Genomic DNA, 13562 nt, shown 5'->3' on the forward strand with positions numbered 1-13562 from the left:
GGGCTCCTCAGACGGGCTGCTCGGAGCTCCATTTGTGGGAGTAGAACCCGAAGTCGAGCGCCTGCCCGTCGAGGGCGGCGTGCAGCTCGGCCACGGCGGCGCGCGCCGCGGCCACGACGGAGGGGACTCCGCAGGTTTCCGCGAGCTCGTGCAGCGTCGCGTAGCAGTCGCGGAGCTGGCGCTCCTGCTTGTCGGAGAGCTCATCTGCGTTCGTCATGGAACCTCGCCGCCTTCAGTTCGAACCGGGGAAGGGTGCCCGGAGTCACGAACTCCACGTCCGGGCGGATGCCGACCTCCTGCTTCATCGTCGTGCTGACGCGGGCGCCGAGGTCGGCGACGTCCAGGCCGGGGATCTCGTCGGGCTCGATCCGCAGCACGATCGTGTCCAGGCCGCGGATCGTCCGCAGCACCACCTGGAACTCGTTCACCTCGGGGAAGCCGCGCAGGACGTCCTCGACCATGACCGGGGTGACCGACACGCCGCGGATCTTGCGCATGTCGTCGCGGCGGCCGAGGATGCCGCCGTCGAACCAGTCCCAGGTCCGGCCGCAGCCGCACTCGCTCCACGGCCGCTTGACCACGAGGTCGTCCGTCCAGTGCCGGAACAGCTGCATGCCCTCGCGGCCGAGCCCGGTCGTCACCCGGATGCCCTCTTCGCCGTAGCCGACCGGCTGCCGCGTGTCGGGGTGCAGCACCTCTTCGATGACGCCCGACTCGATGATGTGGCAGCCGCCGTTGAGCGAGGGGCACTCGAACATCGACACCGTGCCGAACTCGGTCGTCCCGGCCGCGTTGAAGACCCGCGCGCCGAACGCCTCGGAGATCGCCTGCGTGGTCGACTCGGGCCGCGGCTCGCCGCCGGCCATGATGATCTTCACGTTGGCGTCGCGCGCCAGGTCGACGCCCATCTCCTTGGCCGTCTCGATCAGCCGCATGGCGTAGCTCGGCGTGCAGCCCAGCACCTCGACCTGCAGGTCCACCAGGATGCGCACGCGCGCCTTGGAATCGAGCCCGCCCGCCGGGACGACCCGGCAGCCCATCCGCTCCAGCCCGTAGTGCATGCCCCAGAAGCCGATGAACAGCCCGTACCCGAACGCGACCAGGCCCGTGTAGCCGGGCCGCACGCCCATGCCGTGCAGCACGGTGCACCACAGGTCGACCCCCCAGGTCCAGTCGCGCTGGGTGTCGAAGGTGCGCACGGGCGGGTCGCCGCTGGTGCCGCTGGTCTGGTGGTGCCGGATGGCGAAGGACGGGTCCAGCGACGGCCACGTCCCGTACGGCGGCGCCGTCTCCTCCGCCGCGATCAGGTCCTTCTTGTACAGCAGCGGCACCCGCGCGAAGTAGTCCTCCAGCGAGTCGAGCCGCTCGGGCAGCCGCTCGCGCCAGAAGGGCGAGTTCGCCCGGGCGTGGGCGAGCGCGAGCTGCAGCTTGCGCCACTGCCAGGCGGCCAGCTCCTGGCGTGGCATGGTCTCGGTCTTCCTGTTCCAGTAGCCGGCCGTGGCCGGTCCGGGTGGCGCGAGCAGTGCCATCAAGCCTCCCCCACGCGCGGGTGACGCGATATCAACCGAATCAACCGAAGGAATAGCGTTACGAATCATGCTTTACTGGCACATCTTGCTGGTCGGTCCGCCCGTGGCGCATCTCCGAGAATGCTGGGGCTGAACCAGCGGATTTCTCCGAGAATGCGGCGTTCATCTGTTCGGTTGTCCGGCGACCTTTTCTCTCAGCAAACTGTCGGTGTATGGCCCTCAGTTGAGGCGAGGACATCCACCATCACAAGGGAAACAGGGACCATGAGCGATCTCCAGCGGCAAGTTCAGGAGACGATCGACCAGCTAGTCGAATCCGGAGCCGAGACGGGTCTGCAGGTCGCCGTCTACCGTCACGGTGAACTGCTGGCCGACGCCGTCTCCGGTGTCGCCGACCAGGCGACCGGACGGCCACTCACCTCCGACACCCCCATCTACGCCACCTCCGCCGGCAAGGCGCTCACCTCCACGGTGGTGCACGTGCTCGTCGGCGAAGGCGTCTTCGGGTACGACACCCCGATCGCCGAGATCTGGCCCGAGTACGGGGCCAACGGCAAGGAGAAGGCGACGATCAGGCACGCGCTGACCCACACCGTCGGCACCCCCGGCGTCCCCGAGGACACCACCGGCGACGACCTGGCCGACTGGGACAAGATCGTCAACGGCCTGGCCGCCGCCGAGCCGTGGTGGGAGCCCGGCTCCAAGACCGGCTACCACGCCCAGACGTTCGGCTACATCATCGGCGAGGTCGTCCGCCGCGCCACCGGCAAGCGCATCTCGGAGGTGCTGCGCGAGAAGGTGTCCGGCCCGCTCGGCGTCGCCGACGAGCTCTACCTGGCCGTGCCCGAGTCCGCCCTCGACCGCGTCGCCCCGCAGGTGCAGGTCGGCGACCCGGTCGACCTCGACATGCTCGCCCAGATGATGCCCACGTACTTCAAGGCCGTGCCCAAGGCCGTGCAGCTCTCGGCCGAGCTCGTCAACCGGCGCGACTACCTCGGCGCCGAGATCCCCGCCGGCGGCACCATGAGCGCGCGGGCGCTCGCCAAGCTGTACGCCGCCCTCCAGAGCGAGGTCGACGGCGTCCGCCTGCTCAGCCCGGGGCAGCTGGAGGAGATCTCCGCCGTCGCCGTCAACGACGTCGACCAGATCTTCGGCCACCCCACCCAGTACGCGCTCGGCTTCGGCCTCGGACGGCCCGTCGAGAACGGCCCCGACCCGTCGACCGTCCTCGGCTGGCCCGGCGCCGGCGGCAGCCACGCCGAGCTCCACCTGCCCAGCGGCACGGCGTTCGCGGTCACCAAGACCCGCTTCAGCCCGGGCGACTACTCGGCCGTGGCGGCGGTGGCGGACGTCATCACCAAGGCCACCGCCTGACCCCCGCACCGCCGGCGCCGCCACCGTAGCCGGCGCCGGACCCCTCGGCCCGGCCGGCCCGCCTCCCCCAACGGCACCCGGCCGGGCCTTCGCCATCCCTGGGCCCCGCCGCCTTCGTACGCCGCCGCATAGGCCCACGTCGGCCCCACGACGCCCCTGAGGACCAGGCCCCCCATAGGCCACCCCGAGAACCACCGACTCCGAACGCCCCCGGGCCCTGGGTGAAGCAGCCCCCCCAGGAACCCGGCCCCTGACGGCACCCGCCCAAGGGCACGCCCGCCCGGAGGGGGCCCGTACGCCCGCAGAGGGGCCGCCCCGCCGAAGAGGACCCGCCGCCGCGCGGAGAGGGCGCCCCGCCGGAGGGGGCCGTCCGGCGCAGGGGGCCGCTCCGCCAGAGGGCCGGCCCGCCGAAGGGGCCCGCCGCCTCGCGGGGAGGCCGTCCGCCGAAGGGTCCGTCCGGCGTAGAGGGCTCGCCCCAGTCGCGGGGTGCGGTGGGTGAAGAGGCTGGTGGGAGGGAGGCGGCTCGGTGGAGGGGGCCGCTCTGCGCGGTGGGGGTGGCTGGGCGGTGGGGACGCCCGTACGGGCGGGCGGGCGGGGAACGGGCGGGGGTGACGGGAGGGGGATGGCGCACGTCGCGAGATGCGCCGGGGGGTGGGCGGGGCTGACGATGACGTCGTGGGGCCGGAGGCGCGCAGTCCTCGCCCCTCCCCCAGACAGCTCTAGCGAACCAGGGGCACACATGCGTCCGTTCCGTATCGACATCCCGCAGGACGACCTCGACGATCTGAACCGGAGACTCGCCGCCACCCGGTGGCCGGACGAGCTGCCGGGCGTGGGCTGGGACCGGGGGGTGCCTCTGGACTACCTCAAGGAGCTGGCCGAGTACTGGCGCACGGGCTACGACTGGCGTGCGGCCGAGCGGCGGCTGAACTCCTTCCCGCAGTTCACGACGGAGATCGACGGCGCGAACGTGCACTTCGTCCACGTGCGCTCCCCCGAGCCGGACGCCACGCCGCTGATCATCACGCACGGCTGGCCGGGGTCGGTCGCGGAGTTCGTGGACGTGATCGGCCCGCTGACGGACCCGGCGGCGCACGGCGGCGATCCGGCGGACGCGTTCGACGTGGTCATCCCGTCGATCCCCGGGTACGGCTTCTCGGGCCCGACGCGGGAGACCGGCTGGGACGTGCCGCGGGTGGCGCGGGCGTGGGCGGAGCTGATGAGCCGGCTCGGCTACGACCGGTACGTGGCGCAGGGCGGCGACTGGGGCAAGGTGATCTCGCTGCAGCTCGGCCTGGCCGATCCGGCGCACGTGGCCGGGGTGCACATCAACATGCTGGTGACGTTCCCGCCGCAGGACCCGGCGGCGATGGCGGAGCTGAGCGCGGACGATCTGGCCAGGCTGGAGCACGGCGGCCGGTTCCAGCAGGACGGGATCGGCTGGCAGAAGATCCAGTCGACCCGCCCGCAGACGCTCGCGTACGGGCTGACGGACTCGCCGGTCGGGCAGCTCGCCTGGATCGTGGAGAAGTTCAAGGAGTGGACGGACTCCGACAAGTCGCCCGAGGACGCGGTGAGCCGTGACGACCTGCTGACGAACGTGTCGATCTACTGGCTGACGGCGACGGCGGGTTCGTCGGCGCAGTTCTACTACGAGTCCTCGTACGGGGACGCGGCGTTCGTGCGGACGTGGGGCGGGCCGTGGCCGCTGGAGATGCCGGTGGGCGTCGCGGTGTTCCCGGCGGACGCGACGCGGCCGATCCGGCGGTTCGCCGACCACCAGCTGCCGACGATCACGCGGTGGACGGAGTTCGAGCGTGGCGGCCACTTCGCGGCGCTGGAGCAGCCGGCCGAGCTGGTCGGCGACATCCGCGCCTTCGCGCGTTCGCTGCGATGAGGCGGGCGCGGGCGCGCCGGTCGCGACCGGCATCACACGAGACGGCCCCGCGCGCCGGGCGGCGTGCCGGGGGTTCCGCTGACGATCAGGAACGTGGGAGGTGACCGCGATGGCCGTGGGAGACCGCGCGGTGGTGCTGGGCGGCAGCATGGCGGGCCTGCTGGCGGCCCGGGTGCTGGCCGAGGCGTACACGGACGTGCTGGTGGTGGATCGTGACGCGCTGGTGGGCGTGAGCGCCGCCAGGCGCGGGGTGCCGCAGGGGCGGCACGTGCACGGGCTGCTGGCCCGGGGTCAGCAGATCCTGGAGGAGCTGTTCCCGGGGTTCACCGAGGGCGCGAAGGCGGCGGGTGTGCCGACGGGCGACCTGGGCGAGCTGCGCTGGTTCTTCAACGGCGTCCGGCTCGCCCCGGGCACGACGGGGCTGGTGTGCGTGTCGGCGGCCCGGCCGGTGCTGGAGAGCCACGTGCGGGCCCGGGTGGCGGAGCTGCCGAACGTGACGTTCGTGGAGCGGTGCGACATCGTCGGCCTGGTGGCGACGGCGGACCGGGCCCGGGTGACGGGCGTGCGGGTGCGCCCCCGGGACGGCGAGCGCGAGGAGCTCATCGAGGCGGATCTCGTCGTGGACGCGACGGGGCGCGGCTCGCGTACGCCGGTGTGGCTGGAGGAGTTCGGCTACGGGCGGCCCGAGGAGGAGAAGGTCAAGATCGACCTGACCTACACGACGCGGCACTACCGGCTGCCGGACGAGAGCATCCTGGACGGCGACCTGTCGATCAACCCGGTGTCGGGGCCGTCGCACCCGCGTGGCGCGTTCTTCTCGCGGATCGAGGGCGGCCGCTGCGTGCTGTCGCTGACGGGCGTGCTGGGCGACGCCGCGCCGGCGACGCACGAGGGCTTCATGGAGTTCGTCAGGTCGCTGCCCGTGCCGGACATCTACGAGGTGATCCGTGACGCCGAGCCGCTGGACGACCCGGTGTCGTTCCGGTATCCGGCGAGCGTCCGGCGGCACTACGAGCGGCTGGAGCGCTTCCCGGCCGGGCTGCTGGTGCTGGGTGACGCCGCGTGCAGCTTCAACCCGGTGTACGGGCAGGGCATGACGGTGGCGGCGCTGGAGGCGCTGACGCTCCGCACGCATCTGCGGCGGGGGGTGGAGCCGCGCCCGCTGGACTTCCTCAAGGACATCTCCGCGGTGATCGACGTGCCGTGGAACATCTCGGCCGGCGGTGACCTGAGCTTCGCCGAGGTGGCGGGGCCGAGGCCGGCGATGGTCCGGATGATGAACGCGTACATGGCGAAGCTGCAGGTGGCCGCGACCCGGGACGGCGCGGTGACCAGGACGTTCATGCGGGTGGCCGGGCTGGTCGACCCGCCGCAGGCGCTGATGAGCCCCGGCATGGTCTTCCGGGTGCTGCGGAACGGCACGCGCGGCCTGGATCCGGCGCCGTCGTGGACGCCGAGCCCGGCCCCGGGCGAGGCCGTCCGCCGCTGATCGGCACAACGGAGCGCGGCCTGTTCCCATAACTCAATATCCCGCAATTCAGGAGATGTGGTTCACCGATCGGCCGTGCTGATATCGACGCGTAGCAAATAAACGGATACGGCCGGAAAAGTGCCGATGAAAACACTCCTGATGGGAGCACGCGATGGTGGCAACAGCCCGCGCTAGCGGTGGCGGAACCGCTGAAGGCGAACGCCTTCCCAGATTGGAAGGAGTGCGCGGAGTCCTCGCTCTGGGAGTTCTCGTATTCCACGCAGCCTGGTTGTCCGGCGACTCCAGTTTCATGGACCAGCCGGGCAACGGGATCTGGGGCGTCCTGGCCGACGGGCTGGCCGTGTGCCTGCCCCCCTTCTTCGTCCTGTCCGGCCTGTTCCTGTACAGGCCGTTCGCCCGCGCGGCGATCGCCGGGACCTCGCGCCCGGCGATCCCGGCCTTCCTCGCCAGGCGGGCGCTGCGCATCCTGCCCGCCTACTGGCTGGTGCTGGCGGTCGCGCTGCTCGCGATCAACCTGAACGGCATCGCGACCGTGTGGGACGTGCTCCGGCCGTTCCTGGCGATCCACTTCTTCTGGCAGGAGGGTCAGCCGATGACCGGCCTCCTGCACACCTGGACGGTGCCGACGGAGCTGACGTTCTACCTGGCCATCCCGCTGCTGGCGTGGATCTCCGGCCGGCTGGCGCGGGGCCGCGAGGACCAGCGGGCGCGGCTGCGCTGGATGATGGTCACCCCGGTGGCCGTGCTGGTGCTGGGCCTGGCCTGGGTGACCTGGACGAACCTGCCGACCTTCACCGGCCCGTACGAGCTGTGGTTCTGGCCCTTCTACTACATGAGCGCCTTCGCCTGCGGCATGATGCTCGGCACCCTGTCCGCCTACCAGGACGTCTCGGGGAACACGCCCGGCATCTACCGGCTGGCCGCCCGCCGGCCGAACCTGTTCTGGCTGGCCGCGGCCGCCGTCTACCTGGCCTACGCGCCGCAGCCGTTCGGCACGCCGGGCGCGGGTGACGTGCCGGCGCTGGTGCAGGAGCTGGTGGGGCACTCGCTGGTGCTGGTCTTCGGCGTGCTGTTCATCGTGCCGCTGACCGTGCCGCACGCCAGGTCACGCCTGATGGACGTGACGCTGGCCAACCCGGTCATCCGCTATCTCGGGCGGATCTCGTACGGGATCTACCTGTGGCACGTCGTGCTGCAGGAGGTCTACCTGCGCAACGGCAACATCTTCGGCACGGTCCCGGTCGACGCGACCCAGTTCCGCGGCACGGTGGGCTTCTGGGAGCTGACGCTGTTCGTGCTGGCGACGAGCGTCGCCCTCTCGACCGTCAGTTATTACGTCCTGGAACGCCCTGTCATGAGACTGTGGACGCGGTGGTTCGGCAAGAGCCGCCCCGCCGAGCCGGTCGCCCAGCCCGCGCCCGGCGTGCCGGTGGCCGCCGCCTCCGACAGCGCCCGTCCGTAGAGCCATCCACTTCCTGGGAGTCGCCCCATGCGCAAGGTCATCGCATCGGTCATCATGTCGCTCGACGGCGTCATCGAACGGCCCGAGGAATGGTCCATGGACTACTGGAGCGACGAGGCCGAGTCCCACGCCCTCGCCACGCTCAAGGCCGCCGACGCCCTGCTCATGGGGCGTGTGACGTACGAGGGCTTCGCCGAGGCCTGGCCTGCTATGGAGGACGAGGGCGGCTACGCCGCCCGGATGAACAGCCTGCCCAAGTACGTCGTCTCCAGCACACTGGAGAAGGCCGACTGGAACAACAGCACCGTGCTCGGCGGCGACGCCGTCGGCGAGGTGCGCAAGCTCAAGGAGCAGCCCGGCGGCGACATCCTCATCTACGGGTGGGGCCGGCTCACCGCCACGCTCGTCGAGCACGGCCTCCTCGACGAGGTGCAGATCTGGCTCCACCCGGTCCTCGTCGGCAGCGGCGGCGTCGGTGAGCTGCTCTACAACGACGGCACCACGGCGCCGCTGCGGCTGGCCGGGGCCACGCCGCTGGAGTCGGGCATCGTCATCCTCACCTACCGGACCGTCGAGAAGACCTCCGGCTGACCGGCGGCGAAAAGCCCGGTCCCGCGACGAAGCGGGGCCGGGTTTTTTCTTTTCCCGTCGGCAGGAAGCTGCCCGGCGGTGCAGTTTGCTGACGCCGGAAAAACTTATTCGGAGCCCTCGGACGCGGGATATTGGAGGTGTCGAAGAAAATAACCACCCCGTGAAAGGGACGGAAAAATGCCGAACGCAGATCTGGCGCAACTCAGCCCGAGGCCCGCCCGCGTGGTCGTGACCGGTGGTTCCGGATTCATCGGCAGCCATCTGGTGGAGCGGCTGATCGCCCGTGGTGACGAGGTGACCGTCTTCGACAGCGGGCCGCTGCCCGAGACGCAGCGGATGGCGCGGGCGCACGCCCGGCTGGTGCTCGGTGACGTACGTGATCCCGGTGACCTGGCCAGGGCCGTGGGCAAGGGCGTGGACGTGGTGTACCACCTGGCGGCGGTGGTCGGCGTGGACCAGTACCTGGCCCGCCCGCTGGACGTCATCGACATCAACTTCCAGGGCACCCGCAACGTCCTGGAGGCCGCCGCGCGGGCCGGGGCGCGGGTCGTGGTGGCGAGCACCAGCGAGGTGTTCGGCAAGAACCCGGCAGTGCCGTGGACGGAGGAGGCCGACCGGGTCCTCGGCTCCACCTCGGCCGACCGGTGGACGTACTCCTCCGCCAAGGCGCTGACCGAGCACCTGACGTTCGCCTTCGGCCGCCAGCACGGCCTGGAGACCACGGTGGTGCGCTACTTCAACGCCTACGGCCCGCGCCAGCGGCCCGCGTTCGTGCTCAGCCGCAGCGTGCACCGGGCGCTCAACGGCCGGCCGATCGTCATGTACGACCGGGGTGAGCAGACCCGCTGCTTCACGTACGTGGACGACGCCGTGGCGGGGACCCTGCTGGCGGCCTCGCACCCGGCGGCCGTCGGCGAGTCGTTCAACCTGGGCAGCATGGTGGAGACGAGCATCAGGGACGCCGGGGAGCTGGTGGCGAAGCTGACGGGCGCCGAGGCCGAGGAGATCGCGGTCGACACCCGGGCCGCGCTCGGCTCCGCCTACGAGGACGTGCCCCGGCGCATCCCCGACAGCTCCAAGGCGCGGCGGGTGCTGGGCTGGGAGTGCGCCACGTCGCTGGAGGACGGGCTGCTGCGGACGATCGAGTGGGCCAGGGCGAACCCGTGGTGGCTCGCCCTGGACGACACCGGCGCCGGCGCCGTCCGGGCCCGGCCGCTGGCGGCCGCGGCGTGACCCGCCCCCGGAACGCGACGATCCGGCCCGGTGCTCCGGGCCGGATCGTCGGTCGTGCGGGCGGGCTAGCGGGCCCCGGCAGGTACTGCGGCGTTCACCTCGGCGGGCACCTCGGCGGGCACGTCGGCGGTGAGCCGGACGGGCAGGGCCTGGTGGCCGTTCATGATGAACGTGGGCAGCGGCACCAGCTCCTCGCGCGGCACCGCGAGGCTCAGGTCGGGGAAGCGCTCGAACAGCGTCGAGAGCCCCGTCTGGGCGACCGCGCGGGCGATGCTGGCGCCCAGGCAGTAGTGCGGGCCGTAGCCGAAGGACAGGTGCTCCTTGTCCTGCCGGGTGATGTCGAAGCGGCCGGCCTCCTCCCCGTGCAGGGCGGGGTCGCGGCCCACGGCGCTGTAGTTGATGAGGATCGGGTCGCCCTGCGGGATCGTGACGCCGTCCAGGTGGATGTCGGTGACGGCGTAGCGCAGCGGCAGGTGGACGAGCGGCGAGTCGACGCGCAGGGTCTCGTCGATGACGTCGTCCCAGCTCGCCCGCCCGGTCCGGACGAGGTCGAGCTGGTCGGGATGGGTGAGCAGCGCGGTGATGGCGTTGTCGAAGAAGTTGATCGTGGTCTCGGAGCCGGCGCCCAGGATCGCGAAGATCGTGTCGGTGAGCTCGACCTCCGACAGCCGTGACCCGTCCTCGTCGCGGGCCGCCACGAGGTCGCTGGTGATGTCCTCGCCGGGGTTGCGGCGCTTCTCGGCGATGAGCTCCTCCATCGCGCCGCGCCAGCCGAGCAGGATGCCCTGGGCCTGCTCGGGGCTCACGGTGGTGTCGACCATCATGTCGATGACCTTGGCGGTCTGCACGCGGGCCGCCTCCGACATGCCGATGAGGTCGGCCACCAGCATGGCGGGCAGCGGGTAGGCGAAGCTCTGCCGCAGGTCGACGACCTCGCCGGGCGGCACGGCCGCCAGGGCGTCCAGGAGCTGGTTGGTCAGCTCGGCCATGCGCGGGCGGATCGCCTCGGTGCGCCGGGGCGTGAACGCCTTGCCGACGAGCTTGCGCAGCCGCACGTGGTCCTTGCCGTACGCGGTGACCATGTTGTCCATGGCCACCCAGCTGATCATCTCCCAGTCGGGCGGGATCTCGCCGTTGCGGAAGGCGGGCCAGTGGTTGCGGGCGCTCTTGGTGACGTTCGGGTCGGTGAGCAGCCGCCTGATCGCGGCGTGGGTGTTGACGGACCAGGCGATGACCCCGCCGGGCAGCTCGACCTGGGTCGCGTGGCCGCGCGAGCGCAGTTGGTCCGTCTCGGCGTGGATGTTCTTGCCGGTGGTGTCGAGGACCGGGCAACGTCTGTTCACGGAACTCTCCTGGGTCGTGGTCGATCGTGTTACGCCGATGCCCACCGCTGAAGAGGGGTGGGCATCGCGGGCACAGCGGGGGGGAAGGGTCACTCGGCGGCTGAGGCGGTGGGCACCGGGGCGCGCGCCGGCTCCCGCGGCGGTGGCGGCGGTGTCTTCTTCGACCGGCTCCAGTGCCGCATCGCGGGCCGCTCGACCAGCGTGTAGAGCAGCCAGGCGGCCACGACGTTGACCGCGATGAGGCCCAGGATCAGCAGCGTGCCGCCGACGGGCCCGTACTCGGCGTCGCCGAGCACCGCGCCGCGCAGCCAGTAGAGCACCACGGCCTGGGTCATGTAGAAGGCGAACGAGACGGTGCCGAGCCACACCATGACCCGGCTGCCCATGAAGGTGCGCCGGCCGCGCAGGTTGGCCGCGGCGTAGGTGCCGATGGCCAGTCCGAACGGGATCGCGGTGACGAGCGAGATGCTGTACGGCTCCGGCACCCACAGCGTGGCGGCGTAGGCGGCCACGAGCAGGGCGATGACCGGGGCGATCCCGATGCGGGGCCACCGGCCGCTGATCACGATCCTGGCCAGGACCATGCCGAGCACGAACTCGAACAGCCGCGCCGGCGGGAACATGTAGACGAACCAGAACTGCGTCAGCGCCAGCGCCTCACCCGGGTAGCGGGGCGAGTCGGGCAGCAGCGTGAGCGTGGCCACGCAGACCGCGGCCATGGCCAGGACCACGAGGCCGGCCGACAGCCACAGCCGGCTCTCCTTGATCTTGGCGATCGGGATGATCAGCAGCGGGAAGAGCAGGTAGAACAGCATCTCGGAGCTGAGCGACCAGGCCGGCATGTTCGCGCCGCCCCACAGGTTGGGGTCGGGCGAGAACGAGTTGACCAGGAACAGGTTCGGCAGGCCCCACAGGGGCGTGAACGACGCGGCGAACAGCAGCATCGCCAGGCCCCAGGTGACGGCGTGGTTGGGCAGGATCTTCACCGCCCGCCGCCGCCAGAAGGACGTGGCCCGGCCGCCCGGCCGCCAGGACCAGGTGATGACGAAGCCGCTCAGGATGAAGAAGAACGAGACGCCGATGTAGCCGCCGGGGTAGAAGAGCCAGACGAGCGTCTGGGTGATCCCGTCGTCGCTGTAGGGGGTCGCGGGATTCTGGTTTCCCGACGTCATGGGATAGACGACGTGGCTCATGAAAACGAGCAACGCCGCGATGATGCGTAGTCCGGTCAATGCGGGAAGGTCGGGGCGGCGCTCTCCGAGAGCGCCTGTATGACTGGTTTCCGCCGCCACAGACACCGTGGGTTCCTTTCTCTCGGACCGCCCGGCTGGGGGAATTAACTAAATGGTGGGCGGCCACCCCGCACGGCGCATCTCCCCATGTGCTGAAAATGCTCAGACGATATGCACCTCGGGCACGTAGAGAACCCAGCGCCCGCCTCGCTCGGCGAACGCGCGCTCTTTTGCCATGATTTCCTCCGCGTGGTTCCAGGCGAACAGGATGGCGTGGTCGGCGTCGCTCTCGGCGAACACGGACGGCGCCACCACGGGGATGTGCGAGCCGGCCACCACGCGGCCCTGCTTGGAGGGCGTGGAGTCGCAGACGAAGGGGATGACGTCGGGGCCGAAGCCGCAGTAGTTGGTCACCGTGGTGATCTTGGCGGGGGCGCCGTAGCCGACGACCTTCTTGCCCTGGGCGCGCAGCGACCCGACGAGGGCGGTCAGCTCGTCGCGGATGCGCTCGGCGCGGCGGGCGAAGGCCTCCAGCGTGGCATGCTCGCCCAGCCGCTGGGCGGCCTCGGCGGCCAGCAGGTCGGGCACCGCGGGGGCGACCGGGCGGGCGCCGGGCTGGCCCAGCGTGTAGCGCATCGAGCCCCCGTGCAGCGCCACCGGCTCTGCGTCGACGAGCTCCAGCCCGTACAGCTCGGCCGCGGCCTGGATGGCACGCACGGAGAAGACGAAGGAGTGCTCGTCGTAGAGGATGTCGAACGCGGTCTGCTCGACGACGCTGCCGAGGTAGGGCTCCTCGAAGACGAAGACGCCGTCCGGGCCGAGCAGCTTCTTGGCGCCCTTGAGCACCGAGGCCAGGTGGGAGATGTGGGCGATCACGTTCGCGCCGAACATCACGTCGGCCGGGCCGTGCTCGGCGCGGATCGGCCCGGCGCTGTCCTCGTCGAAGAACTGCGACAGCACCCGCACGCCCCGCGCCCTGGACATCTCCGCCACCTGGGCCGACGGCTCGATGCCCAGGTGGCGCACGCCGGCCGCGGCGATGGTGGCGAGCATGACGCCGTCGTTGCTGCCGATCTCCGCGATGAACGGGTCGGGCCCGGTCAGCTCGTGCTCCAGGAAATGCCGCGCCAGGCCCTCGAAATGCCGGCTGTGCACCACCGAGTTGGAGGCGTGGTACGGGTATTCGTCGTGATATCTGACTTCCTGGGGAATGTCCGCCATCAGCTGGACCATGGTGCACGAGTCGCACATTCCCACGACCAGCTGGTAACGGAATTCACCGGCCACCCGGTCGGCCCGGGGAAAAGCGTTTCCGCGGGGCTGGAAACCGAGGTCGACAAACGCCTTGACCGGCCCGCTGCAAATTCGACAGGAAGCGTCCATGAATAGACGTTAACACCGGCCGGGCG

The 13562-nt window shown here is 71.0% G+C and carries 11 protein-coding genes; 6 read left to right on the forward strand and 5 right to left on the reverse strand.

The features are described from left to right. Window positions 1–7: 7 nt before the first annotated feature. Both AB0J53_RS38195 and AB0J53_RS38200 read right to left on the reverse strand, forming a co-directional pair. A complete protein-coding gene (locus AB0J53_RS38195) occupies window positions 8–217 on the reverse strand; it encodes a DUF6052 family protein (RefSeq protein WP_219508715.1) in 210 nt (69 codons plus the stop codon). Then, window positions 201–1529, reverse strand: coding sequence for an AMP-binding protein (locus tag AB0J53_RS38200; RefSeq protein WP_219508717.1), 1329 nt, complete (start codon window positions 1527–1529; stop codon window positions 201–203). The genes AB0J53_RS38195 and AB0J53_RS38200 overlap by 17 nt, the downstream gene beginning before the upstream one ends. Window positions 1530–1793: 264 nt before the next feature. Between AB0J53_RS38200 and AB0J53_RS38205 the strand changes: the two genes are divergently transcribed. The 6 genes from AB0J53_RS38205 to AB0J53_RS38230 all read left to right on the forward strand — a co-directional run bounded on the left by AB0J53_RS38205 (window position 1794) and on the right by AB0J53_RS38230 (window position 9578). After that, window positions 1794–2903, forward strand: coding sequence for a serine hydrolase domain-containing protein (locus tag AB0J53_RS38205; RefSeq protein WP_364181490.1), 1110 nt, complete (start codon window positions 1794–1796; stop codon window positions 2901–2903). Between the two features lie 739 nt (window positions 2904–3642). Beyond that, the gene (locus AB0J53_RS38210; RefSeq protein WP_357592978.1) at window positions 3643–4800 is read left to right on the forward strand and encodes an epoxide hydrolase family protein; all 1158 of its coding nucleotides are present in this window, start codon (window positions 3643–3645) and stop codon (window positions 4798–4800) included. 109 nt (window positions 4801–4909) lie between these two features. Beyond that, window positions 4910–6289, forward strand: coding sequence for an FAD-dependent oxidoreductase (locus AB0J53_RS38215; protein ID WP_219508720.1), 1380 nt, complete (start codon window positions 4910–4912; stop codon window positions 6287–6289). Between the two features lie 154 nt (window positions 6290–6443). Further along, window positions 6444–7754: an acyltransferase gene (locus AB0J53_RS38220; RefSeq protein ID WP_281427167.1), complete on the forward strand. Its 1311-nt coding sequence runs from the start codon at window positions 6444–6446 to the stop codon at window positions 7752–7754. A gap of 27 nt (window positions 7755–7781) precedes the next feature. Continuing rightward, window positions 7782–8345 carry a dihydrofolate reductase family protein gene (locus AB0J53_RS38225; RefSeq protein ID WP_364181493.1) on the forward strand — a complete coding sequence of 188 codons (564 nt, stop codon included), beginning with the start codon at window positions 7782–7784 and terminating at the stop codon, window positions 8343–8345. A gap of 177 nt (window positions 8346–8522) precedes the next feature. Next, on the forward strand, window positions 8523–9578 hold the full coding sequence (locus AB0J53_RS38230) for an NAD-dependent epimerase/dehydratase family protein (RefSeq protein WP_364181496.1): 1056 nt from the start codon (window positions 8523–8525) through the stop codon (window positions 9576–9578). A gap of 65 nt (window positions 9579–9643) precedes the next feature. Here AB0J53_RS38230 and AB0J53_RS38235 read toward each other — a convergent pair whose 3' ends face one another. The 3 genes from AB0J53_RS38235 to AB0J53_RS38245 form a co-directional block, all read right to left on the reverse strand. Next, window positions 9644–10921 (reverse strand): cytochrome P450, encoded by a 1278-nt coding sequence (locus AB0J53_RS38235; protein ID WP_364181498.1) that lies wholly within the window; start codon window positions 10919–10921, stop codon window positions 9644–9646. Window positions 10922–11010: 89 nt separating this feature from the next. After that, window positions 11011–12219, reverse strand: coding sequence for an acyltransferase (locus tag AB0J53_RS38240; RefSeq protein WP_364181501.1), 1209 nt, complete (start codon window positions 12217–12219; stop codon window positions 11011–11013). A 96-nt stretch (window positions 12220–12315) separates the two neighbouring features. Further along, complete coding sequence (locus AB0J53_RS38245) at window positions 12316–13536, reverse strand: class I SAM-dependent methyltransferase (RefSeq protein ID WP_364181504.1); 1221 nt, start codon at window positions 13534–13536, stop codon at window positions 12316–12318. Window positions 13537–13562 lie beyond the last annotated feature (26 nt).

The sequence above is a fragment of the Nonomuraea sp. NPDC049725 genome (genome assembly GCF_040674795.1).
GTDB classification, from domain to species: domain Bacteria; phylum Actinomycetota; class Actinomycetes; order Streptosporangiales; family Streptosporangiaceae; genus Nonomuraea; species Nonomuraea ceibae.